Annotated in this window: 23 protein-coding genes; 12 read left to right on the top strand and 11 right to left on the bottom strand. The window is 62.7% G+C overall.

Annotation, left to right across the window (positions count from 1 at the left end; translation table 11 throughout):
* Positions 1–34: 34 nt before the first annotated feature.
* The 3 genes from J6525_RS36340 to J6525_RS36350 form a co-directional block, all read right to left on the bottom strand.
* Complete coding sequence (locus tag J6525_RS36340; RefSeq protein WP_225648233.1) at positions 35–439, bottom strand: M48 family metalloprotease; 405 nt, start codon at positions 437–439, stop codon at positions 35–37.
* A gap of 234 nt (positions 440–673) precedes the next feature.
* Positions 674–1,885: an ABC transporter substrate-binding protein gene (locus tag J6525_RS36345; RefSeq protein ID WP_225648234.1), complete on the bottom strand. Its 1,212-nt coding sequence runs from the start codon at positions 1,883–1,885 to the stop codon at positions 674–676.
* A gap of 43 nt (positions 1,886–1,928) precedes the next feature.
* Positions 1,929–3,068, bottom strand: coding sequence for an acyl-CoA dehydrogenase family protein (locus J6525_RS36350; protein ID WP_225648235.1), 1,140 nt, complete (start codon positions 3,066–3,068; stop codon positions 1,929–1,931).
* 81 nt (positions 3,069–3,149) lie between these two features.
* Between J6525_RS36350 and J6525_RS36355 the strand changes: the two genes are divergently transcribed.
* Genes J6525_RS36355 through J6525_RS36370 form a run of 4 tightly spaced genes read left to right on the top strand, consistent with a single transcriptional unit; the run spans position 3,150 to position 8,338 of the window.
* Positions 3,150–4,016 carry a FadR/GntR family transcriptional regulator gene (locus tag J6525_RS36355; protein WP_225648236.1) on the top strand — a complete coding sequence of 289 codons (867 nt, stop codon included), beginning with the start codon at positions 3,150–3,152 and terminating at the stop codon, positions 4,014–4,016.
* Between the two features lie 57 nt (positions 4,017–4,073).
* Positions 4,074–4,883: an enoyl-CoA hydratase/isomerase family protein gene (locus J6525_RS36360; RefSeq protein ID WP_225648237.1), complete on the top strand. Its 810-nt coding sequence runs from the start codon at positions 4,074–4,076 to the stop codon at positions 4,881–4,883.
* A 13-nt stretch (positions 4,884–4,896) separates the two neighbouring features.
* Positions 4,897–7,134 carry an acyl-CoA dehydrogenase family protein gene (locus J6525_RS36365; RefSeq protein WP_225648238.1) on the top strand — a complete coding sequence of 746 codons (2,238 nt, stop codon included), beginning with the start codon at positions 4,897–4,899 and terminating at the stop codon, positions 7,132–7,134.
* 10 nt (positions 7,135–7,144) lie between these two features.
* A complete protein-coding gene (locus tag J6525_RS36370) occupies positions 7,145–8,338 on the top strand; it encodes a CaiB/BaiF CoA transferase family protein (protein ID WP_225648239.1) in 1,194 nt (397 codons plus the stop codon).
* 21 nt (positions 8,339–8,359) lie between these two features.
* On the opposite strand, the gene J6525_RS36375 is transcribed toward J6525_RS36370, so the two are convergent.
* Entirely contained in the window at positions 8,360–8,770 is a 411-nt protein-coding gene (locus J6525_RS36375; protein WP_225648240.1) for a MarR family winged helix-turn-helix transcriptional regulator, read from the bottom strand.
* A 290-nt stretch (positions 8,771–9,060) separates the two neighbouring features.
* Between J6525_RS36375 and J6525_RS36380 the strand changes: the two genes are divergently transcribed.
* The 7 genes from J6525_RS36380 to J6525_RS36410 all read left to right on the top strand — a co-directional run bounded on the left by J6525_RS36380 (position 9,061) and on the right by J6525_RS36410 (position 15,948).
* Positions 9,061–9,387 (top strand): hypothetical protein, encoded by a 327-nt coding sequence (locus J6525_RS36380; RefSeq protein WP_225648241.1) that lies wholly within the window; start codon positions 9,061–9,063, stop codon positions 9,385–9,387.
* A gap of 13 nt (positions 9,388–9,400) precedes the next feature.
* Entirely contained in the window at positions 9,401–10,720 is a 1,320-nt protein-coding gene (locus J6525_RS36385; protein WP_225648242.1) for a Rieske 2Fe-2S domain-containing protein, read from the top strand.
* A complete protein-coding gene (locus J6525_RS36390) occupies positions 10,717–11,682 on the top strand; it encodes a PDR/VanB family oxidoreductase (RefSeq protein ID WP_225648243.1) in 966 nt (321 codons plus the stop codon). The genes J6525_RS36385 and J6525_RS36390 overlap by 4 nt, the downstream gene beginning before the upstream one ends.
* Before the next feature lie 27 nt (positions 11,683–11,709).
* Positions 11,710–12,933, top strand: coding sequence for an ABC transporter substrate-binding protein (locus J6525_RS36395; protein ID WP_225648244.1), 1,224 nt, complete (start codon positions 11,710–11,712; stop codon positions 12,931–12,933).
* A 53-nt stretch (positions 12,934–12,986) separates the two neighbouring features.
* A complete protein-coding gene (locus J6525_RS36400; RefSeq protein ID WP_057017215.1) occupies positions 12,987–14,270 on the top strand; it encodes a CaiB/BaiF CoA transferase family protein in 1,284 nt (427 codons plus the stop codon).
* Positions 14,267–15,463: a thiolase C-terminal domain-containing protein gene (locus J6525_RS36405; protein ID WP_225648245.1), complete on the top strand. Its 1,197-nt coding sequence runs from the start codon at positions 14,267–14,269 to the stop codon at positions 15,461–15,463. Before J6525_RS36400 ends, J6525_RS36405 begins: the two co-directional genes overlap by 4 nt.
* Positions 15,464–15,546: 83 nt before the next feature.
* Positions 15,547–15,948 (top strand): Zn-ribbon domain-containing OB-fold protein, encoded by a 402-nt coding sequence (locus tag J6525_RS36410; RefSeq protein ID WP_225648246.1) that lies wholly within the window; start codon positions 15,547–15,549, stop codon positions 15,946–15,948.
* A 219-nt stretch (positions 15,949–16,167) separates the two neighbouring features.
* Here the strand turns inward: J6525_RS36410 and J6525_RS36415 are convergent, their stop codons facing one another.
* Complete coding sequence (locus J6525_RS36415; RefSeq protein WP_225648247.1) at positions 16,168–16,677, bottom strand: ParB N-terminal domain-containing protein; 510 nt, start codon at positions 16,675–16,677, stop codon at positions 16,168–16,170.
* Positions 16,678–16,866: 189 nt separating this feature from the next.
* Between J6525_RS36415 and J6525_RS36420 the strand changes: the two genes are divergently transcribed.
* Complete coding sequence (locus J6525_RS36420) at positions 16,867–17,661, top strand: enoyl-CoA hydratase/isomerase family protein (protein ID WP_225648248.1); 795 nt, start codon at positions 16,867–16,869, stop codon at positions 17,659–17,661.
* A gap of 209 nt (positions 17,662–17,870) precedes the next feature.
* On the opposite strand, the gene J6525_RS36425 is transcribed toward J6525_RS36420, so the two are convergent.
* The 6 genes from J6525_RS36425 to J6525_RS36450 form a co-directional block, all read right to left on the bottom strand.
* Positions 17,871–18,290 (bottom strand): DUF2000 domain-containing protein, encoded by a 420-nt coding sequence (locus J6525_RS36425; protein WP_057017218.1) that lies wholly within the window; start codon positions 18,288–18,290, stop codon positions 17,871–17,873.
* 84 nt (positions 18,291–18,374) lie between these two features.
* On the bottom strand, positions 18,375–19,193 hold the full coding sequence (locus J6525_RS36430) for an SDR family oxidoreductase (RefSeq protein WP_225648249.1): 819 nt from the start codon (positions 19,191–19,193) through the stop codon (positions 18,375–18,377).
* Positions 19,194–19,197: 4 nt separating this feature from the next.
* A complete protein-coding gene (locus J6525_RS36435) occupies positions 19,198–19,992 on the bottom strand; it encodes an enoyl-CoA hydratase/isomerase family protein (RefSeq protein ID WP_225648250.1) in 795 nt (264 codons plus the stop codon).
* Between the two features lie 108 nt (positions 19,993–20,100).
* Positions 20,101–21,303, bottom strand: a complete 1,203-nt coding sequence (locus J6525_RS36440; protein ID WP_225648251.1) for an ABC transporter substrate-binding protein — start codon at positions 21,301–21,303, stop codon at positions 20,101–20,103.
* Positions 21,304–21,396: 93 nt separating this feature from the next.
* Positions 21,397–22,167 carry an enoyl-CoA hydratase/isomerase family protein gene (locus J6525_RS36445; protein ID WP_225648252.1) on the bottom strand — a complete coding sequence of 257 codons (771 nt, stop codon included), beginning with the start codon at positions 22,165–22,167 and terminating at the stop codon, positions 21,397–21,399.
* Between the two features lie 31 nt (positions 22,168–22,198).
* Positions 22,199–24,199, bottom strand: coding sequence for an ATP-binding protein (locus J6525_RS36450; RefSeq protein ID WP_225648253.1), 2,001 nt, complete (start codon positions 24,197–24,199; stop codon positions 22,199–22,201).
* Positions 24,200–24,214 lie beyond the last annotated feature (15 nt).

Genomic DNA, 24,214 nt, shown 5'->3' on the forward strand with positions numbered 1-24,214 from the left:
AATTGATTCGGGAATCCTATAAAACGCGGCAAAATCAACAATCTGCCAAAGTAGTGCTAGGCATGCCTGAAACTGCAGCCCAATGGTCCGCTTGCGCTTCGCTAGTCATCCAGGTCATGGCCGGGTCGTAGGGCGCTCCCCCAAGATGGTGTCCCGTCTCATGTGCCAAGGCGAGCGCCAATCCGGCGCGCGTAATAGCAGGCTGCCGCACCAAACCGCCATAGAGATAGACGTTGCGCTGCTCTCCCAGTCGCCAAGCCTGCGCGTTTATTAGTGGCGAGTCCCAGATCAAGGTGTATGTGATCTGCGGAAATTTCCTTGCAAAACGGACGACGAGTTCTTCGGTCAAACGCTTGCGCCGCGCGTCTGCTTTGCGCGCGGCCTGTTGGACTTCAATGGGCCAATCCAAAAAGCACATACTGAAAAACTTCCGGCACAATAAAAACATTCTCCTCAAAGCTAGCGACAGAAGCAATCGCTAAGTTGAGGGAGCAGATGATGCGCCCCAACGTTGAGGTAGGATGGGCAAGAGGCAATCATGGCAGTAGTTATTGCGTCTAGCCCGTTGGGTTTGATCGGAAATCGGGTTTTACGGCGCGGGGCGGCTAGGCCAATTTATTGGGCTTTGCCGCGGCGCGAGCCTTGATGGCTCTCGCCCGCAGTCTGGTCTGGTCTAGTCGGCCGATAGAGGGGCGCCGGTCAAGGACCAGCTTTCTCCGTCAAATGTCGCAATCCGCAGAGCTCTGAAGGGTGTGTAGTCTCCGGGCCGGGTACTGATCGCGACGCCAGGGAGCATCATCGGCAATCGTTCGCCATTCAGCGAGGTAGCCTGCTTCATGAGGTTCTCGCGGGTCAGGTCGTCGCCGCATTTGCGCAGAGCCAGCTCCACAGCGTGCACGTTCATATAGGCCACGAGCACGGAATAGTCGTCCGGATTGGCTGAAGGTGCGTACGCCTTCAGGAACTCCTTGTAGGCCTTGACTTCATCATCATTTGCCCAGGCTGGATCGCCCGGTTGCTTGAGGAATTGCGTTGTGACCAGTCCTTTCGATGCTTCGAGGCCTGCGGGCTTCAGGATAGTTTCGACCGACGCGGTCGAGCCGCCGATCACGTGCAGGGGCTTCCAGCCGAGCTCGTAAACCTTGCGGATCGATTGCGCGGCGGCCTTCGACGACGACTGCTCGATCAGGGTGTCGACGCCGGCGGCCTTCAGCTGCACGATCTGCGAGTCGATCGTCGGATCGGCGAGCTCGTAGGAGGCCTGGGCGACGATCAGCTCGGCCTTCGGACCGAGGCCGGCGCGGAGGCCCTTCAGGTAGTCCTTGCCATAGTCGTCATTCTGATAAAGCACGCCGATTCTGGCGTCCGGCTTTACGGTGAGGATGTATTTGGCGACGACGCGGCCTTCGGTTTCGAAGTCGGGATAGAGCGGGATAGTCCAGGGAAATGCCTTGGGATCGTTGAAGCGGCGTCCGCCGGCGGTGATGAACAGCTGCGGCACCTGCTTGGCGTTCAGGTACTTCTGGATCGCGACGTTGGGCGCGGTGCCGATCGTGCCGACCTCGGCCAATATGCCGACGTCCTCGATCAGCTTGCGTGATTGTTCGACCGCTTTCGGCGCGCTGTAGGCATTGTCGAGCTGCGTGAAGTTGATCTTGCGGCCGTTGATGCCGCCTTTGGCGTTCAGCATCTCGAAGTAGCCGACCACCGCCCGCCCGGCGCCCGCGCCGAACGCGGATGCGGGGCCACTCAGCGGCGTCGATTGGCCGAGCTTGATCTCGGTATCGCTGGCACCGGGACCGTAGGCTTTCTGAGCATAAGCAGGTACCGCCAGAAGTGCTGACAGCGCGCCGGCTATCAGCGCCCGGTTGATGATGTGGTTCAAGTTCGTTCCTCCCTATATTGCTTCTTCTTGAACTCGATCTGCACTAGCGCAGTAGCTCGCGGGCGATCACCACGCGCTGGATCTGGTTGGTGCCTTCAAAAATCTGGGTCAGCTTGGCATCGCGCATCATGCGTTCGACCGGATAATCCATCGTGTAACCGTAGCCGCCGAAGATCTGGACCGCGTCGGTCGTCACCTTCATGGCCATGTCGCTGCCGACGCATTTGGCCATGCTTGCGAGCACGTTGAGCCGCTTCCAGTCGCCGGCATCGCCGGCGCGGGCACATTCGTAGACCAGCGCGCGGGCCGCCTCGATCTGCATGGCCATGTCGGCGAGCATGAACTGCACGCCCTGGAACTCGGCGATCGGTTTCTTGAATTGCTTGCGCTCCTTGGCGTAGGCGACGCAGGCATCCAGTGCGCCTTGTGCGAGGCCGACGGATTGCGCGCCGATGGTCGGCCGGTTGAGGTCGAGCGCGCGCATCGACGCGCGAAAGCCCTTGCCTTCCTCACCGACGAGGTTTTCGGTGGGGACCCGGACATTGTCGAAGAAGATCGGCGTGTTAGGCGCGCCGCGAAAGCCCATCTTGCGCTCGTGGCGGCCGAACGTGATGCCCGGCATTCTCTTCGGCTCGACGATGAAGGCGCTGATGCCGTCCGCACCGGCGCCGTCACTGGTTCGCGCCATGACCACGATGTAGTCGGCGGCGACACCATAGCTGCACCACTGCTTGCGGCCATTCAGCACATAGCTGTCTCCGTCCTTGCGGGCGCGGGTATTCAGCGCGGCGACGTCGGAGCCGGCCTGCGGCTCCGAGATCGCGATCGCAGTGACCACGCCGCCCTCGGCGATGATCGGCAGATACTTCTTGCGCTGCTCCTCCGAGCCGAAATGCAGCAGCGGCATGATGAACATCGTGTTGAGTGCCGCGATCGATGCGCAGGCGGGCGAGACCTTCGAGATCTCCTCGCGCGCGATGCAGGCCATGGTCAGGTTGCCATTCGGGCCGCCATAGCGCTCCGGCACCCAGAGCTGCATCAGTCCCATCTCGCCGAACAGCTTGACCAGTTCGAGCGGGAAGCGGTCGGTTTCGTCGATCTCGGCGGCGATCGGCGCCACGTGCCTGGCGACCATTCTGCGCACGTTGTCGCGGAACGCGACCTGCTCCTCGGAAAAACTCATGCGAACTCCCGTTTCGTTTTCTTTACCGGAAGCTAAAAAAGGGCTTCCATTGAATGGGTGATCCATTTAATAATTCACCGCATGAGCACCAAGTCAAGCCCTCGCGCGCCGCGGCGCTCCCGTGCCGCCTCGCCGAGCCGCCGGGAGCGGGCCACCGATCATCGTGCGGCCGGCTCGCCGGCCGCGCCGACATTCAAGCCGATTCACACCAGGCGGACGTTCGAGGAGATCTGCGAGCGCATTCGCGAGCAACTCGCGCTCGGCGTGCTGAAGCCCGGCGACAAGCTGCCGGCCGAGCGCGAGCTGGCTCAGCAGCTCGGCGTCAGTCGGAATGTGCTGCGGGAAGCATTGCGCAGCCTCGAAATGGCCGGCGTGCTCCGGCTGCAGAAGGGCGTCAAGGGCGGCGCCTTCATCCAGCAGGGCGACACCCGCCGCATGAACGAGGTCATGCGCGACATGCTGAGCCTCGGCACGATTTCGGTGCGGGAATTGTCGGAGGCGCGGGTCCACGTCCTCGACCTCGTGGTGCAGTTGGCTTGTGCCAATGCCCGCCGGGCCGATCTCGATGCATTGGAAGCCAATATCGAGCGGACGGAGCTTGCGACCAAGGAGGGGCGGCTGCTCGACCGGGTCGAATGTTCGCGCGAGTTCTACAAGCTGCTGGCGGCCTCGACCGGCAACAAGGTGATTGCGATGATCGTGGACTCGATCACCGAGATCCACATGCGCTTCGTCTACGCCAAGGTCGCTTCCAGCGGGGTCGCGATGGCACGGCTGGCCGAGAAGCGGCGGCAATTCCTGGCAGCCCTCAGCGAACGGAACGTCGATCTGGCAAGCCGATTGCTGCGATCGCATCTGGAATCCGTGCAGCGCATGCTCGAGCAGGATCCGGGCGCCATGTCGCTTCACGTCGCATTGGCGGATGTGCAGCCCGGGATGCGCCGCTAGCGCGCGCCTGCGTTGCCAATAATCAACAACTCAAACAGCGAAACAATGGAGGCAAACGTGTCCAATTACGCCAAATATGAATGCCTGACGGTCGAGGTCGCGGACAAGGTCGCGACCGTGACCTTGAACCGCCCGCAGGCGCGCAATGCCATCAATCAGAAGCTGATCCGCGAGTTGCGCACGATCTGGGACGACCTCGCCGACGATCACGCCGTTAATGCCGTGGTGCTGACCGGGGCGGGCGACTTCTTCAGCGTCGGTGGCGACGTCAAGGCGATGTCCGAGCGGCCCGGCGGCGACGTGCTCGAAGAGGGCGAGGTACACGATCCCATGATCAGCCGCCGCGGAGTCACCCGCCAGCTCGAGCTCGACAAGCCCATCATCGCGGCGATCAATGGCGATGCCATCGGCCTTGCGGCGACCCATGCGCTGCTTTGCGACATCACGGTGATGGCGGAAGACGCGCGGATCGGCGACACCCACGTCTCGCGTGTTGGCCTCGTCGCCGGCGACGGCGGCACAGTGATCTGGCCGCTGCTGGTCGGCATCAACAAGGCCAAGGAATTCCTGATCCGCGGCACGCTCCTGAAGGGAAATGAGGCGGAGCGGATCGGGCTGGTCAATCATGTCGCGCCGCGCGCGGAGGTGTTGGCCAAGGCCCGCGCGATCGCGGTCGAGCTCGCCAACGGTCCGACCTGGGCCATTCGCTGGACCAAGCTGTCGATCAATCAGATCGTCAAGGAGCGCGTCAACATGCTGCTGGAGGCGTCGATGGCGCTGGAGCAGGTGACGTTCGAGACTGCCGACCACAAGGAAGCGACTATGTCGTTCAAGGAGAAGCGGAAGCCCAGATTCGGCCAGGCATAGCGCGGGCCTCACCATGGCGGCGATCGAAGCGTCGAATGACGATGTCGCAGGAATGCTGCGCGATTCCTTGCGCGGTTTCCTGGACGAGCATTGGCTTCCACTCGGTTTGGCCGCATCGTCCTCGCCGGACGAGGTGTCGGCGATCTGGCGCAAGCTCGTTGGGCAGGGCGTCGCCGCGCTTGGTGCGGAGAGCGGCGAAGGCGGGCTCGCCGAAATCTTCGTCGTCATGGCGGAACTCGGCCGGGCCGGCTGCACGGCGCCGATGTGGTCTGCGGCGCTCGCTAATCTTGCGATCTCCGGATCGCAGGTCGACGTCGCGGTGGATCTGCTGGAGCGGCTGCAGTCCGGGGAGGCGACCGTCGCCTTCTCATTCGGTGCGCTGGATCCGGACGCCGGCACAGGAGCGGTTGAGGTCACGGACCTCAAGGCAAAGGGCGTGCTTCGTTTTGTCGAGGCTGCCGGAGACGCGACGCATCTTCTGGTCGTTCTAGACCAGGCCCAGCTTGGGCTGATCAATCTTGACGGTTCCGGTGTCGAGTGCGTCGCAACCCGCGCGATGGGAGCGTGGGGACTCTACGAGGTCCGGCTGAACGAAGCGCCGCTCACGCGCATTCCCATAGATACAGTCGATCTCGACCATCTCCGCATCAAGGGCAGAGCGATGTTGACCGCGCGTGCCTATGGCGCTGCGCGGCGTGCCTTTGAGCTCGCCGTGGACTACGCCAAGGAACGGCACCAGTTCGGGCAGCCGATCGGCAGGTTCCAGGCCATCCAGCACAAGCTGGCCGACTGCCTGATTGCGCTCGAAGGCGTCAGGTTGATGCTCGACCATGCCGCCAGACTGCATGACGGCGGCGAGGGCGGCTGGCGCTACTTCGCCGATTGCGCATCGGCGTTCTCCGGTCATGCGCTGCGGCAGGTGTCGCTGGAGGTCCAGCATACGTTCGGTGCGATCGGTTATGCCGAAGAGCACGAGGCGCCAATCCACTTCAAGCGCGTGCATCTCGATACGATCGCGCTTGGCGGCGCCTCGGATGCCAAGAGCAGGCTGGCAGCGCGGCTGCTGGATGCGGGCGGCGTCGGGCTGCCGCAATATGACCTCGGGGCCGCTGGAAATGCGTTTCGCGAGCAGATCCGGCTCTGGCTCGAGCAACACTGGACTGGAGATACGAAGCAAGCATTCGACGGAAGACCCTTCGCCGAGCGTGAGTTCGATGCCGGCTTCGCCCGCGACATCGGTGAGACCGGATGGATCGGGCTCGGATGGCCAGAGCAATTCGGCGGCCAGGCGCGCTCGCCGCTGGAGCAGATCGCCTTCATGGAGACGATGGAGCGGGGCGAGGCGCCGCGGATCGGCGCGGCGATCCAGGCCAATGCGCTGATGATGTTCGGCACGGCAGCGCAGCAGCAGAAATACCTTCCGGAAATCCTGCGTGGCGAAGCGATGCATGGCATGGGCTACAGCGAGCCGCAGGCAGGGTCGGACCTTGCGGCGCTGCGCACCAGTGCGGCGAGAGACGGCGATCACTGGTTGATCAACGGCCAGAAGATCTGGACCACCACCTGGTGGGGCAAATACATGTTCCTCGCCGCGCGGACCGACAAGGACGCGAAGCCGCCGCACGCCGGCATCAGCATGTTCATCGTGCCGATGGATGCGCCGGGCATCACGATCCGTCCATCAGCAACAATGTATGATGGCACGTTTGCCAACATCTTTTACGACAATGTCCGCATCCCCTCCGAGAACCTGGTCGGCGAGGTCAATGGCGGTTGGAAAGTGTTGACCGGCGCGCTGGCCTTCGAGCGCGGGCTGGTTGGTGGCGGGATCGTCCTGAAGGTCGCGCACGCCTTCGAGCAACTGCGTTCGCATGTGATGGCGAAGCAAGGTGATCGGTCTCTCGCCGATGATCCAATCATCCGCGACAGGATGGCGACCTTGGCGTCAGAGATCGAGATCGGCCGTCTCTTGATGATGCATTGCGCCGAACTTGCCGCCGACGGCGTGACGCCGCCGGAATATGGCGCGATCAGCAAGGTGTTCTCCGGTGAGCTGATGGAACGCTTCGGCGAGGCTGCGCTCGACATTCTTGGCATGCGTGCCGCGCTGTCAGAGCAGATGCCGAGCGCGATCGACAACGGTCGCTTCGAGCAAAACCTGCGGCATTCGCTGATGTGGGTCATCAGCATCGGGACCAACGAGATTCAGCGCAGTCTGATCGCCCAACGCGCGCTCGGGCTGCCGAGATAGGAGAGATCGGATGCAGAAGGATGACGACAGGGCGCCGCTCGCCGGCGTGCGCGTGCTCGATTTCTCGATCATGGTGGCGGGGCCGTATTGCGCGCGGCTGCTCGCCGACGTCGGCGCCGAGGTCATCAAAATCGAACCTCCGGAAGGCGATGACATGCGGTTGCGAACGCCGCTGCGCGAAGGCTACAGCACCTATTTCGGCCAGCTCAATGCCGGCAAGCGTAGCCTGGCGCTGGACCTGAAGAATGCCGACGCCATCAGGCTCGTACATCGCATGGTCGCGGAGGCGGACATTCTCGTCGAGAATTTCCGCCCTGGCGTGATGGACCGCCTTGGCCTCGGCTACGAGACGCTTTGCGAGATCAACCCGCGCCTCATCTATTGCTCGATCTCGGGTTATGGCCAGTCGGGCCCAGTCGCCGAGCGCGCGGCTTATGCGATGATCGTCCATGCCGAGAGCGGATTCGATCGCTCCCTGATGCGCTATGCCGGCGATCGGGAGCGTCCCGCGCCGGGCGCGATTTTTGTCGCCGATATCCTCGGCGGCATCTTCGGCTATTCCGCGATCCAGACCGCGATGGTGCAGCGTACGCGCACCGGGAAAGGACAGCGCGTCGATGTAGCCTTGATGGACTGCATGTTGAATCTGCTGGTCTATGAGCTTCAGGAAGCGCAATTCCCGATCCGTTCGCCGCGCCCGACCTATGGGCCGGTCCGCGCGCGCGATGGCGATATTCTGATCGCCCCGGTCACGCCGCGTAATTTCGCGGCGCTGTGCGAAGTGACCGGGCAGGAAGAGCTGGTGAACGATCCGCGCTTTTCGACCATTCCAGCGCGCGGCGCCAATTGGACCGCCATGATGCAGGTGATCGAGAAATGGACCGAACGCCACACCGTTGCTGAATGCATCGCGGCGCTGGATCGCGCCGGTGTTCCCTGCGCCGAGTACCGGACGCCGGGCGCGGCGCTGACCGATGCCCATTTGCGCCAACGTGGGGTGTTTGGGACCGTCTCGGACGGGGCAGGTGACTTCATCGGCGTCAATGCGCCATGGCAGATGTCCGGGGCCGATACGCCGATGGGACGTCGAGTTCCCGGGATCGGCGCGCAGCGGGACGATGTGCTGTCGCGGATCCTGGGCCTGTCGCCGGACGCAATCGCGACGCTCGCCGCTGCGGGCACGTTCGGGAAGGTGCAGGCGTAGGGCCGCTGGACGCCGGCGATTTCACGTATCGGCCGGACTGTCCGGCGGCGGAGCCTTCGCGATCGCCAGCAGGCATTTCAGGAAATGCGCGCGGTCCTCCTTGCGAAGGGGGGCCAGCATGATGTTTTGCAGCTCGGCGGCGGCCGGAATGACGGCGAGAAGCGCTTCCTCGCCTTTAGCCGTGATCTGCACCTGGAGCGAGCGGCGGTCGTCCGGATTGTCTTTCTTCGAGACCAGTCTGCGCGCGACCATGCGCTTCAGCATTTCGCTGAGCGTGTTGCGGTCGCAGCTGATCCGTTCGGCCAACACGGAGGGGGTTAGAGGACCTAACTGATACAGCGCCATCAGCACACCGAACTGCCGCGGCGTGATATCGCTCTGGCGCGTCATGCTTTGATAGAGCCCATCGTAGCGGGCCTCCAGCAGACGCAACAGGAATCCGACACCACCCTCGAGCTGCCAGTCGCGTGCAACGTCTGCCGCCGAGGTTGTCTGCTTGCCTTTATCGGCTGCCATGCCGTTGTCTGGATCCCAGCTGCGTTCTGCGAATTGCGTCCTAGCCGTTAGCAGCTTGGCTGATCGTCCTCAACCCTGTGGCGAACCACGTCACCAGCCTCTTCTGAGGGAGACAGGGTCGCCCTCGGCTCTTGTCAGCCTTCCGATAATATAGTACGTATACGTATCAAATGCGATGCGAAGACGTCGTTCAGGGAGGTTGAAACTTGGACCTGCGTGAGCTGCTGTCGATTCCCTATTTGCTTGAGGCGGAGGCAGTCGAAACCGAGCCGGGGCAGTGGCGGGTTCGCCTTGCCTATCCGGAGCTGCCGGGGTGCACGGCTGAAGCCGCCGTCGTCGAGGACGCTCTGCGCGAGCTCGAGCGGCGGCGCATCGAATTGATCGTCCGACTGGTGGAGCAGGGCAAGCAACCTCCCATTCCACGCCAGCCGCTCACCGCATCCGATCCGCTCTGGACCGCCCAGGATCTCGGACTGTCTGACCGTGTCGCCGCGCTTCTCGGCGGCGCGGCAGGCCCGGCCACACGCAATTGAAGGAGGCAACCCCATGCTCTCGCGCGAAGACAATGAACGGCTGGTGAGGGTCGGCAAGGGAACGCCACTCGGCGAACTTTTCCGCCTGTACTGGATTCCTTTCCTGCCGTCGGCTGATCTCGCCGCGGACGGGCAGCCGAAGCGCATCCGGCTGCTGGGCGAGGATCTCGTCGCCTTTCGCGATTCCGAGGGGCGCATCGGGCTGGTCGACCAGGCCTGCCCGCATCGCGGAGCGCCGCTGGTCTTTGCGCGAAATGAGGATTGCGGGCTGCGCTGCGTCTATCACGGCTGGAAATTCGACGTCACCGGCGCCGTGACGGACATGCCGGCAGAACCAGAGCGCAGCCGCCTCAAGGAGCGGGTGCGGATCAAGGCCTATCCCTGCAAGGAGCGCAACGGGATGATCTGGACCTATATGGGTCCCGACCAGGCTGAGCTTCCGCCGCTGCCGAACCTCGAATGGAATCTGGTGCCGGCCGAGCAGGTGCACATCTCGGTTCGCGTCCAGGAGTGCAATTGGCTGCAGGCGGTCGAGGGTGAGATCGATTCGGCGCACGCGCCGCTGCTTCATGGACGACTGGATGCGCAGGGCACGACGAGCGCCTGGATCCAGAAGCGCGACCTGCGCCCGACCTTCGAATGCATTAAGCAGGATTTCGGCATGAGCATCGCCGCGCGGCGCAATTACGATGCCAACACGCTGTACTGGCGGGTCAACCAGTTCCTGCTGCCGTTCTATACGCTGGTGCCTCCGCTGTCTCCGTTCCCGGATTTGAGCGGGCACGCCTGGGTCCCGATCGATGACGAGAACACACTCTGCATCATGTTCTCCTATCATCCATCGGAGCCGCTGCTGGAGAAAACCCGGCAGGTCTTCGCCGAAGGACACAAAGGCCGCGAGAGTGGTCATGCCAGCCGCCATGCGCTCGTCCAGCACCCGGTGACGGTCCCATACGCAGGCTACTGGACGAAATACAATCCGAACAACGGCTTTCAGTTCGACTACGAGGCGCAGCGGACCACCTGGTTCTCGGGCCTGCCGGGGCTCTGGGTGCAGGACGGCGCCTGCCAAAGCGGCGTCTCGCCGATCTTTGATCGCACCAAGGAGACGCTCTGCTCAAGTGATACCGGCATCGCGATGACGCGACGTTTCATTCTTGAAGCGCTTGGCGCCTATCGCGATCACGCGATCAAGCCCAAAGGAGTCTTGGACCCGGACGTGTTCATGGTGCGAGCGGTCTCGCTGCGGTTGCCGCCGGAGGATTTGTGGGTTGACGTCGGCGCGCCGTTCATGCGTGCGAAGCTTGGCGCCGATTTCGGGTACGAGCTGTGAGCGCATTCAAACACACGGCTGGTGCGCTGGAGGTGCTGGTCAAGCGTATCGGATATGAGGCCGAGCGGATCAATTCGTATGAGCTGATTGCCCCGACGGGCGGCGAACTGACGCCGTTCACGGCCGGGAGCCACATCGACCTGCATCTGCCGAACGGCATGATCCGCAGCTATTCGCTGGTAAACGACCAATGCGAGCGGCACCGGTATGTCATCGCGGTGAACAGGGATGGCGAGAGCCGGGGTGGATCCAGCTTCGTCCACGACACCGTCAGGGTCGGGAACATCATAAGGATCTCCGAGCCGCGGAATAACTTCGCGCTCCGTGAGGAGGCCGACCATTCTGTCCTGATCGCCGGGGGCATCGGCATCACGCCGCTGCTGTCGATGATCCGACGGCTTGAGGCGCTTGGACGTCACTGGGAGCTGTTCTATGCCGCGAGGACGCGCGTCGCTGCCGCATTCCTCGACGAACTCGGCACGTATCGATCGAGGGTACATCTCGATTTCGACGACGAGCGATCGGGACGGGTGTTCGATCTCCCGGCGCTCGTCAGGAACGCACCGCCTCGCGCGCATCTCTACTGTTGCGGTCCGGTGCCCATGCTTGAGGCGCTCGAGGCGGCGACGGCCGGTCGCCCGGCCGATCACGTACATGTCGAATATTTCAAGGCACGGGAAGCTCCAGCCACCGAAGGTGGCTTCGACGTCAAGCTGGCGCGAAGCAACCGCACCATCGCAGTCGAGGCCGGCAAGACCATTCTCGATGCGCTGCTGGAGGCCGGGATCGCCGCGAACTATGCCTGTACCGAAGGTGTCTGCGGCACCTGCGAGACGCGCGTGCTCGAGGGCATACCCGACCATCGCGACCAGTTCCTGAGCAACGAAGAGCAGGCGGCGAACAAGAGCGTCATGATCTGCTGCTCGGGCGCCAAGTCCCGGACGCTTGTGCTCGATCTCTAACACAACAACATACGACGGGTGGAAACAATGAAGTATCTTTCGCAGATAGCCGGAATAGCTCTCCTGGCCTTTTGTGCCGGTTCGCCGGCGACGGCGGTCGCCGCGCGGTCTCTGAAGATCGGCGTGCTCAACGACGCGTCCGGCCCTTACTCGGACAATGCCGGCGAAGGTTCGGTGACAGCGGCCAAAATGGCGGCCGAGGACTTCATGCGGCTTCATCCGGATTTCAAGGTCGAGATCGTCTCGGCGGACCACCAGAACAAGGCTGATGTCGGCGCCGCCATCGCGCGCCGCTGGATCGATCAGGAGAAGGTCGATGCGGTCGCCGACGTGCCGAACTCGGCCGTTGGGCTGGCGGTCAACGAGGTCATGCGCGGCACCAAAGCGGCGCTGATCGCATCGAGCGCGGCGTCGTCCGACCTGACCGGGAAATACTGCTCACCCAATACGATTCGGTGGACCTTCGATACCTGGGCGGCCTCTCACACCATCGGCGCCTATCTCGTGCATCACGGCGGCAAGAAATGGTACTTCATCGCCACCGACAATGCGCTCGGCAAATCGATGGTGCGCGACGGAACGGCGGTGATCGGTGCCGGCGGCGGGACCGTTCTCGGATCGGTCAATGTACCGATCAACAATGCGGACTATGCCTCGTTCATCCTGCAGGCCGAAGGCTCGGGCGCCGACGTGATCGCGTTCGCGACCGCCGGTGGCGACACCGTCAGCCTGATCAAGCAATCCGCCGAGTTCGGGCTGAAGCAGAGCGGGCGCACCTTCGCCGCGCTATTGACCACCACCAACGATGTCGAGTCTAGCGGGCTTGCGGTCGGGGAGGGGCTGATCATCACGCAGCCGTTCTACTGGGACCTCGACGATGCCAGCCGCGCCTGGTCGGCCAAATTCGGCGAGCGGCAGCATGGGCAGTCGCCGACCGCCTTCCACGCCGGCGTCTATTCCTCCGTGCTGGCCTATCTGAACGCGGCGCAGGCGGCGGGAACCAATGACGCGCCGGCCGTGATCCAGAAGCTGAAGGAGAAGCCGATCGATGACGCTTTGTTCGGGCCGGTCGTGGTGCGCGCCGACGGCCGCGCCATCCACAACATGTACATCTTCAAGGTGAAGAGCCCGAGTGCCTCGAAGAGCAAGTGGGACCTGCTGGATCAGGTCGGCGCGCTGTCCGTGCCGGAAGCCTTCCGGCCGCTCGACCAGGGCGGTTGCTCGCTCGTCGACCCGCCGAAGAGCAATTGACGACGACGGCCGCGATCCTTGGATCAACACTGCTCAAATTGACGGATATCCCGATGCTGGATCAGCTTGAAGCCGACTTCCCCGAGCACACGCCTCGTCCCGCCGGCGCGCCAAGAGCGCTCGAGGGGATCCGGGTGATCGATTTCTCGCATTTCATCGCGGGGCCGTTTGCCACCATGATCCTCGCCGACATGGGGGCCGAGGTGATCAAGATCGAAGCGCCGGGCCGCGGCGACGATCTGCGCCGTTATCCCCCGGTGCATCCCGATCTCAGGCACGGTGCGCCGTTCCTGTGGACCAACCGGAACAAGCGCAGCGTCGCCCTCGATCTCAAATCCCTGGAGGGCCTGAAGATCGCGCGCGAGCTGATCGCGACGGCGGACGTCCTTGTCGAGAATTTTTCTGCGAGCGTGATGGCACGGCTGGGGCTCGACTACGAGAGCTGCCGCAAGATCAAACCCGAGATCATCTACTGCTCGGTGTCGGCCTATGGCCGCGACGGGGCATTTTCGGACCGGCTTGGCTTTGATCCGATCGCGCAGGTCGAGAGCGGCTTCGTGTCGATGAACGGCTATGCCGACCGCGAAGGCGTGCGGGCTTTGTCGCCGGTGATGGACATCAGCACTGCGATGATGGCCAGCAATGCGATCCTTGGCGCCCTGTTGGCGCGCGAGCGCAGCGGGCACGGCCAGGCCATCGAGGTGTCATTGTTCGAGAACGCCGTCCTGATGACCGGCTACGCGACCACGCAGTCGCTCTTTAGCGGTGCCGATCCGAGGCGAAGCGGCAACACCAGCCCGGACACGTGTCCGTCGGGTGTGTTCCAGGCCAGCGATTGCTCCTTCTATATCAACTGCGGCAACGACAAGATCTTCCAGCGCCTGACGGCGCAGGTTCTCGAGCGCGAGGATCTCGCGGGGGCCGAAATCTATGCAACCGGCCCCGATCGAATCCGCCGGCGCGAGGAGTTGTTCGCGATCCTCGGCGATGCCTTTGCCCGGCAGCCCTGGTCGCACTGGCAGTCGCGGATGCGGGCGGCCGGCGTGCCCTGCGGCCAGCTGCGCACCGTCGGCGAGGCGATCCGTTCGCCCGAGGCGAGGGAGCGCGGGATCGTCACCCGGATCCCGCATGAGACGGTGGGGTGGGTGCCGAACGTGAACCTGCCGATCCGGTATTCGCGGACACCGATCGTGGATCCCGTTGCGGCACCGGCAGTTGGGCAGCACACCGAGAATGTGCTGCTTGAGTTGCTCGGCTACGACAAGACGGAGATCGCGCGCCTTGCCGGAGGCGGAGCCTTCGGCAGCGAGGCTTCGCGACAGGATGCCAAACCGTGACCGGGCGCGCGCGAGACGAGCGGACGCTGCGGGGCCGTGTGGCCGTGATCGGGATCGGTGAAACCGAATATTATCGTCATGGCGCTTCTCCCGATCCGGAATTCAAGCTCGCGTTGAAGGCGATCCTCACGGCTTGCGAGGATGCCGGGCTCGATCCCCGCGAGATCGATGGCTTCTCGTCCTACAGCGACGATCGCAGCGAGGCGTCACGGCTGGCTGCGGCGCTGGGTACGCATCGACTGCGCTCCGCGACCATGCAATGGGGCGGGGGCGGCGGCGGTTGCAGCGCGGCGGTTGCCAATGCGGCCGCCTCGATCGTCGCGGGCCTTGCCGATTGTGTCGTGGTGTTCCGCTCATTGGCGCAGGGCCAATATGGCCGTTTCGGACAGGCAGCCGGGATTCACACCGTTTCGGGCGAACGGTCCTATCTGATGCCCTATGGGGTGCTGGCTCCCCCGCAGCGCTTTGCCATGCGGGTGCAACGCTACATGCACGAGCATGGCGTGCGACAGGAGGCTTTGCGCGCGATTGCGCTCGCCTCCTATCATCATGCCCAGGCCAACCCGCGCGCGGTGATGCGAGGCAAGCCGCTGGATATCGAGAAGTACGATGCCTCGCGCTGGATCGTGGAGCCCTTCCATCTTTACGATTGCTGCATGGAAAATGACGGCGCAGCGGCATTGGTGCTGGTATCGGCAGAGCGCGCCAGCGACTTCCGGCACAAGCCGGCCTATCTGCTCGGTGCGGCCTTCGGATCCGGACATCGTGCGGCGGCAACGGCGCACAATGCGCCGCTCTACGCCACCGCGAACTTCGGCACCGTTGCATCCGATCTGTACCGCATGGCCGGGGTAGGGCCGTCAGATGTCGGTGTGGTCCAGGCGTACGAGAACTTCACCGGCGGTGTCGTGATGGCGCTGGCGGAGCACGGCTTCTTCAGGCCCGAGAAGGCCAACGACTTCCTGACCTTCGACAATTTGATCGCTCCATCCGGGAGGCTCCCGCTCAACACCAGTGGCGGCAACCTTGCCGAATGCTACATGCACGGCTTTGAGCTGGTGCTTGAAGCGGTTCGTCAGGTGCGTGGCGCGTCGGCGAGCCAGGCTCGACGAAATGATGTGGCGCTGGTGATCGGCGGCCCGATGGTGACGCCGGCCAGCAACCTCATTCTGGGTTCAGAGGCGACGCTATGAGTGGGTCTTCACGTGCGCACTATCTTCCTGCCGGGTTGCCCATTCCGGTCAGTGACCCAGATGGGCTTTCGGCGCCGTATTGGATGGGCCTGCGGGAAAACCGCCTGCTGGTGCAACGCTGCGCCCGCTGCCGTTCCTGGCAGTTCGGGCCTGAATGGATTTGCCACAATTGTCATTCCTTTGACCTTAGGTGGACGGACGTCGAGCCGACCGGCCGCATCTACAGTTGGGAACGCGTGTGGCATCCGTCACACCCGGCGCTAAAGCAGCACGGCCCGTATCTCGCGCTGCTCGTCGAGCTACCACACGCCGGTGGCGTGCGCATGGTGGGTAATCTGCTGGGCGATCCGCGCCAGACCGTGGTCATCGGAACTGAGGTTGGAGGAGTCTTCGAACATCACCCGGAGTCCGATCCATCCTTTTCGTTGCTGCAATGGCGGCTGAAGCAAGGCGCTGACCGGGTGGACGGTCACTCGACCGGCTAACAAGTTTTGTGGATTGGCAAGAATAATCCAGACGCAGACGAGCCGGACCCGGTGTGTCGACGTTATTTCTCTTGGCTTAAGCTGGCTCAAACGAGCGCAGGATGGATGGGGCGAAAGTTCAAGTATTGCTGTGACTTAGAAGATCGCTTGAGCAGCGAGAGATCAAGAAAAATCCATCGCCAGCTAGATGACGTTGGATGCAGGACCGAAGGCGGGCAATCAATAACGGCCACCGTCGCGCTTCTGCTGGGCGATCCAATCCGACAACGTCTTTTTCGGCGTCGGCGCTGAGGTCCGGCTTGGCGATGTTCTCGGGTTCTCGCCCGCGCCCCTTGCCGAGCCGGCTCGCTGCTTATCCGTCCGGTTCAAGGCAGCACTCGAACTTTCTGCAGCTTCCTTCTCGAGACGCAGCTTTTTCAATCGCGCCATCTTGTCGCGTTCCGCATCTGCTTCGGGTCCCTCGGACAAGAGCGTCCTTTGCTGAGCATCCTCCGCCGAGACCACGATGCCCACAACCGTCGTCTCTCCAAGCGCCTTGCAAGCTTCGAGCCGCTGTAGTCCCTCGACCAGAACGAAGCGGTCTTCGTCGGGCCTGACGAGAATGGGGGTTTGTTGTCCGATTTCCAGAATGCTTCCAGCGATCTCCTCGACGACTTGAGGCTTGATTGCCTTCCTTCTTTTCACGGGAACGTAGATCTTCTCGATTGGGAAGCTTTCCGGCTTGGGCATAACGTCTACTCCGCTGTACAGGCCCGTCCGAAACGTATGCCGGGGGGGCAGGATTTTAAGAATGAACCGCGCGGCTGCAATGGCAATCTTAGCGCGCCGAGGCTTGATCGGTGCGGGAGCCGGGCGCATTCTGAGCGGTGCAGCGCCAACGCGTGATTGTCCGGCGAGCGGTTGCAGTGAGAGTAGGCTATGCGCCTTGTTTCCATCCAGGATCACGACGCGATCCGTGTCATCACCTATGCTAACGCCCCATTCGGCACCATGACGGCCGTCGGGGCGGCTGAGATGTTCGATGCGGTAGCCGCTGCAGGGATGGCCCTATCGGTCCGGGTCATTGTCATTACAGGGGGCCTACCAGGCATCTTCATCCGTCACTACGACGTTGCGGAACTCTCCGAGGCCGCTGATGCGATTGAGCGCGGAGCGTCTCGCGCCCCGTCGTCGCCTGGTCCTCGGCCACCTGGTTTCCACGCGCTGACGGATGCGATTGCAGCCGTCGACAAGCCGGTCATTGCGGCAATCAATGGCCTGTGCATGGGAGGTGGCTTCGAGCTTTCGCTGGCATGCGACCTGCGCATCGCCGGGAGCAGTGTTACGGCGATCGGGCTTCCGGAAACGCGCATCGGCATCTTTCCGGGTGGTGGCGGTACACAGCGTTTGCCCAGGATCGTTGGAGAGGCCAGGGCGCTCGAGATGATCCTTCGTGGCCTGACAGTGACGGGACAGCGCGCGCACGAAATCGGAATTGTGCATGAGGTCGTCGCCGATCCGCTCGCGCGTTCTCTTGAGATCGGCGCTGAGCTATCGGGCCGAAGTGCCGAAGGCCTGGCCTTTGCCAAGCGCCTTACCCGGTCAGCTCTCGACCGTCCGTTGGCCGAAGGCCTGGCTGACGAGCGCAAAAGCTTTTCCACCGTGATGAGGACAGCTTCGGCTCGGGAAGGCCTGCGGGCCGGCCGACCACCAGCCGAAATCCAGAAGCTCTAATGTCACACGGCTCCCCTTGAGGTAGCCGGACGCTCGCACTCGAGGGCTTCCCGGTGAGCTTCAAACGTGGCTCACGAGGGCTGAAAGTCTTAATCTCCCAACGAGAGCACCTCGCAGCTATGCTTGAGCGGGGATGGCGCCATGGCGTAAGGGTACACGACCATGCTCATGATGAGGTCAGTCCTCAGGTTCACGACGGGGCGTTATCTTCAGCGCAAGAGCTTCAAATTGCCGGTCAGCGACCGAACCCATTTCTCGGGCCCGTAGAAGCCCAAGCCGTCAATCGTCTCGTTCGAGAGCGCGCGCAGCGGAAATTCGGCGAGATAGTCCTCAAAGCGGTGGAGTCCCCTGGCGAATTGAGGAAAGGGGACCAAAACGGCGCCGCTTGCCAATGGCTGCGCGCGCGTCAGCAGTACGGACAGCGCTTCGGGCGTGGCTTGCAGAATTGGTACCGGACGGTTTGCACTGGTCCAGACGGTGAGCCCGTTACCGTCGGTCAAGAGGTTTCCTCCGAGGTCCGGCTCTGCGGCGCCGATACCGATGCTCAAGGCCGCAACTGTGTTCGCAATCAACCCAAGCGGCAAGGCTGGATTCACAACAATGGCGATGCGCGCGCTGGCGGTATTCATTCGGAAACCATTCCTGCAGCCGGGTAAGTCCCAGTACACCTCGATGCTTCCCTGCCGAGAAGCTTTCCCTGATCGTTGCTGCAGTCATTCGATCAAGATGTCTGGCGCTAGCTGGCTGGCAGGATCTATTGCATAGACCGACAGGTCGTCGACACCCCGCGCACGCAAAACCTCCTCGTCGATCAAGGTCTTGCCCGAAAATGCGCGACTGTCTTGCGTAACGATGAAGTGTGCCGCATCGGCCATGATTGAAGGCGAGCGGCTGCGGCGATAATCCGACTGGTAGTGCACACGCACGGCGTCGGTCGCAATCATGGTCTTTGGCCAAAGAGCATTAGCGGCAATTCCAAACGATCGAAATTCCTCGGCCAGCGCCAGAGTGTACATCGTCATGCTGTACTTCGAGGTGGCGTACGCCGGATACTTGCCGAGCCAGATTGCCGACTTCGGCAGTGGCGGTGACAAGGTGAGAACGTGGGGATTTGACGACCGCTTCAGGTGCGGTACAGCATGATAGGCACAGATGTAGGTCGCCCTGCCGTTCACGGCACTCAGCAAATCGAACTTTTTGGCCGGAGTATCGAGCAGGCCGGTCGGACTGATGGCGCTGGCATTGTTCACGAGGATGTCCAACCCGCCGAATTCCTGAACCGTCCTTTCGATGGCGTTTGCGAGCGCATCGGCGTCGCGTACATCGACACGGAGGGGAAGGGCGGCGGTACCGAGCTTACGAATGTCCTCGGCCACTGTATGGATAGTTCCGGGAAGAGTTGGATGGGGCTCGCTCGATTTGGCCGCGAGCGCAACTCGCGCTCCTTCCGATGCGAATTTGAGCGCAATCTCCCGGCCTATGCCGCGGCTCGCGCCTGTAATGAAAACGACCTTACCGTCCAGGGATCCCATTTTCTCACTCTCCTGCGAATATCGGCGGCCGCCTATCGTTGAACGCCTTCATGCCCTCGCGAAAGTCCGCCGAGGAGGCGCAGTCGACGAATGAAGCTAGCTCGGCCGACAGTTGTTCGTCGAACGTTGCGGTATCGGCGCTCCAGACCAGGGCTTTCACCGCACGGCTTGCGGCGGGCGAGTTATCGGCTAGCGCCCGCGCCATTCGGGTCAGCTCGGCCTCGAGCTCCTGCTCTGCACATACTCTCGTGATCAATCCGCGCGACAGTGCCTCGCTTGCGCTTATGCGGTCAGAGAGGAGCATCAACTCTAGCGCTCGTCTTGGCCCCGCGAGGCGCGTCAGCGAGTGACTCATGCCGCCATCGGCGGGAACGCCCAGCCGCCGGTAGGCCACTGAAAAATGCGCCGTGTCGGCGGCTAGAACGAAATCACAGGCCAACGCCAGGGACATTGCTCCGCCGGCGCAAGCCCCGTGCACCGCGGCGATAGCCGGCTTTCCTGAGCGTCTCAGTGAAACGAGTGCGTCGTGGAAAGCAGTGATGATGTCCATTGCAAGCCGCGGGAAGGTGGCGCCGGCAGCGGAGAAAGCTCGTAGGTCTCCGCCGACCGAGAAATTTGCTCCGCGGCCTCGGATGACGACGACCTTGACGCTGGCGTCACCTTCGAGGTCGAAGGCAGCTGCCCTGAGCGCAGTCGCCAGCCCGAGCTCGACCCCATTGCCTCGCAACGGCCGGTTCAGCCAAATCGTCCCGATCCTGTCGGCAACGACGAGTTCGATTGGAGATGGTGCTGTGGTCACGAACTGATCGTCCTTCTGATGTTCGGCAATGATTTGCCTTACTTGTTTCCCAAAAGCCGCCCGGCCAAGCAGTGGCCTTCGCTCGCTCTTTGCGCCGATCAGGTCGTTTCACTTCTTGAGAAGCGCGCACTTCGATTCGCTGACAGGCCGATACGCGTCTTCACCTCGGATTGTCTTGACGATCTCGAGATAGTCCCACGGCTCCTTGGAATCTGATGGCTTCTTTACGCGCGCCAGGTACATGTCACGGATCACCCGCCCGTCCTCGCGCAGCCTGGCGCCATGTACGAATGTGTCCTCGACCGGAAGTTCGCGCATCTTGGCCATGACCGCGGCGGGATCATCTGTTCCGGCGGCCTTGATCGCCTTGAGATAGTGCAGCACGGAGCCGTAGACGCCGGTGTGAATCATGGTCGGCATGACGTTGGTCCGGGCGAAGAACCTCTTTGACCAGGCGCGGGTCTTGTCATCCATGTTCCAGTAGGAGGCCGTCGTCATGTAAGTGCCTTGTGCGGCCTGCAGGCCGACAGCGTGCACGTCGGTATCGAACATCAGCAGGCCAACAAGCTTCTGGCCGGCCTGAACCAGGCCGAATTCACCGGATTGCTTGATGGCGTTGTCGGTGTCCTGGCCAGCATTGGCAAAGGCCACAACATCCGCCTTGGAGTTTTGCGCCTGCAGTACAAATGACGAGAAGTCGGCGGTGTTGGTCGGATGCCGCACGTTGCCGAGGACCTTGCCGTCCAGCTCCTTGATGAAGCGCGTCGCGTCTTTCTCAAGTTGCTGGCCGAACGCGTAGTCGGCGGTGACAAAAAACCAGGACTTGCCACCCTCCTTGATGACAGCCGACGCCGTCACTTTGGACAGCGCGTAGGTATCGTAAGAAAAATGTACGGTGTTGGGGCTGCACAATTCGTCGGTCAGGGAGCTCGCGCCCGGGCCGGACAGCAGCGCGATCTTGTTGCGCTCCCGCACCATGTTGTGAACGGCGATCGCAATACCCGAGTTCGGAATGTCCGCTACCGCGTCGACCTTGCCGTTGTCGAACCAGTCGCGAACGATCTGCAGGCCGACGTCGGTCTTCATCTGGTGGTCGGCGCTGACGATTTCGATCGGCTTTCCGAGTACTGTCGGGCCGAATTCCTCAACGGCCATTTTTGCTGCCTCGACCGAGCCGGGACCGCTGTTGTCGCGTCCCCAGCTTGACAGGTCGGTCAGCACGCCAATCCGGACCACGTCATTCGAGATTTGGGCGGAGGCGGTCGACGCTGTCGCAACCAGGATGGCCAGGGCCAGGAAATTCCTCTTCACGTGTTCTCCCTCATTTTTTTATCGGACAGTGGAATGGTCGGCCGCCCAGATGTCTGCGCGACGATGTGGTCGGGCCGAACGCAGCCGTTACAGCTACGTCTTATCGAATCGCGGCTCGCGCTTTTCCCGGAATGCATCGATGCCTTCGCGTGCATCGGCGTGCATCAGCAGGAACGGAAACCCATCGATCGCATGGCGCATCTCGTTGCCGCCAAGACCGCGATTGTAAAAGGACTTGGCCATCTGCACGGCAAGGCGGGGCTGTGAGGCGATGCGTTGCGCGAACGCGATTGCGTTGGCGAGAAGACGTTCGTCGGGAACGACGCGCGACACGAGCCCAAGACGACTTGCTTCCGCGGCGTCGACGGGCTCGCCGAGCATGCTCATCTCCTTGGCTTTTGCGCGCCCGACGATGTCCTGAAGCCGAACGATAGCGAAGCCGGGCAGCAGCCCGAGCTTGATCTCGGGTACGGCAAAGCGAGCGCTCTCCGCCGCCAGGATGAAGTCGGATGCAATGGCGAGCTCAAATCCACCGCCATAGGCTATTCCGTTGACCGCGGCGATCACCGGCTTGAGGGCCCGTTCGGGAGCGCTCAGGACCTCCATGGCGTCGATGAAGAACGCGCGCGCTTTCTCCGGATCGAATTCGAAGGTGCCGATATCGGCGCCAGCGCAGAATGCCTTGCCACCGGCGCCGGTGATGACGCTGACACGTACTGCATCGTCCTGGTCGGCCCGCTGTAGTCCTTCACGGATGCCTATGCGAATGCCGCTGGTCAGTGCGTTCAGCTTGTTGGGTTCGTCGAGCGTCAGGATCGCGATGTTGCCCTGAACATCATAATTTACACTTCCCAATCGTAACATGTGCGTTCCTGAAGGGTTCGTGAGGAGGTGGCTACTGCGGGATGAGGTCAGGCTCGACGACGGCGACGACGGCGTTTCGCTCGACGGTGTCGCCGGGTTTGAAGTGGACGGCGGTCACGACGCCGTCCACCTCGCTGGCAATGCGCAGTTCCATCTTCATGGATTCCATGACAACGGTCGGATCGCCTGCCTTCACGCGGCCACCGACCGTGACGTTGATCTTCAACACCACGCCGGTCATCGGGGCGCGCAGTTCGCCGCTGATCTCGGCGTCGGTGCTGATGTATCTGAGGTAGGGGATCGCGGTCATGGTATGGGCGCGGCGCGGATCGTGCACGAAGATCGCCTGTTCGTTCTGTACGATCCGCACGGTCTCGCAGCGCGCGTTGACTGCGGCGGCGAACATGTCGTCGGCAAGCGGCGAAAGCTGCACCCGAATCCTGTCATCGTCGACACCGATCAGCAGCGAGCCATCCGGCTGCAAGGGCGCAAAGCGGATCTCCGCACTGTCGCCTGCGGCCTCGAGGTGGAGAATGGGGATCGGTGACAAGCCGTCATCGGCTGCCGCCATCTGCCAGCCGGTTAGACTGTTGGACTGCCAGGGGTTGCTGGAAGCGGCCGCGCGCTGGCGCATCATCCAGAAATACGCACCAACCGCCAGCGCCTCCGGGTCAACGTCGCCAGCGGTGGCCGCAAGCGCATCGATCCGTTCGTCGATCAGACGGGTATGAAAAGTCGCGGCGCGGGTCGCGGGCAAGGCGATCAATCGACGGAGAAAATCCCGGTTGGTGACAACACCGAAGATCGAGGTTTCGCCGAGCGCGCGATCAAGTTGGTCGAGCGCCTGATCGCGGGAGGCGGCATGAGCAATCAGCTTGGCGAGCATCGAATCGTAATAGGGCGTAACGATCGACCCGCTTTCGACGCCAGTCTCGACCCGAATGCCGCTGGACGGGAACCTGACATGGGCGAGCTCTCCAGTGGATGGCATGAAGCTGTCATTCGGATCTTCGGCGCAGATGCGCGCCTCGATCGCGTGACCCTGGCACAACACTTCGCCCTGCTTCATAGGCAGGCCTTCGCCAGCGGCGATGCGGAGCATAGCCTCGACGATGTCGATGCCGGTAACCATTTCGGTTACGGGATGCTCGACCTGGAGCCGGGGATTGACCTCCAGGAAATAGTAGTCGGTGCCGGTGACGATGAATTCGACCGTGCCGACGCCACGATATCTGAGCCTGCGTCCGAGCCGGACGGCGTCGTCGAGGATACGCTGGCGTAAGGCGGAAGCCAGGTTGGCGGCTGGCGCTTCCTCGATCAGCTTCTGGTGGCGACGCTGCAGCGTGCATTCACGTTCGAACAGGTGGATCACGTTGCCGTCGCCGTCACCTGCGATTTGCACCTCGATGTGCCTGCCTTGCAGGATCAGTTTTTCGACGATCAGCCCTGCGTCGCCGAAAGCATTCCTTGCCTCACGCATCGCGGACTCGATTTCGTCGGCAAGTCCGTCGTAGGTCGAGATCGCCCGCATTCCCTTGCCGCCGCCGCCGGCCGCGGCCTTGAGCATGACCGGCAGTGCGAGCCGGCGGACGATGCGTTCGACTTCGAGGCGATCCTCGCTCGCAGCATCGCTTCCGGGTACCATGGGGACGCCGGCGGCGACGGCTTCCCGCTTCGCGGATGCCTTGTCGCCCAGCCGTTCAATGGTATCCGGCGTCGGTCCGATGAATACCAGTCCGGCTGCTTCGACCGCGCGGGCAAAGTCGGTGTTTTCGGCCAGGAAGCCGAAGCCAGGATGGATCGCCTCCGCGCCGGTGGTTTTCGCGGCGGCGATGACGGCATCGATCCGCAGATAGCTTTCCGATGCCGGTGCGCCGCCGATCCCGATGGATTCACCGATAACCCTGACGTGCAAGGCGTCGGCATCTGCGGTGGAGTGCACGGTGGAGACCGCAACGCCGAGCCGTTGGCAGGTGCGGGCGATTCGGCAGGCGATTTCGCCTCGATTGGCAATCAGAATTTTCCTGAACATGGCGGGCCCCTTCGT

It is taken from the genome of Bradyrhizobium australafricanum (assembly GCF_020329495.1).
Classification (GTDB): Bacteria; Pseudomonadota; Alphaproteobacteria; order Rhizobiales; family Xanthobacteraceae; genus Bradyrhizobium; species Bradyrhizobium australafricanum.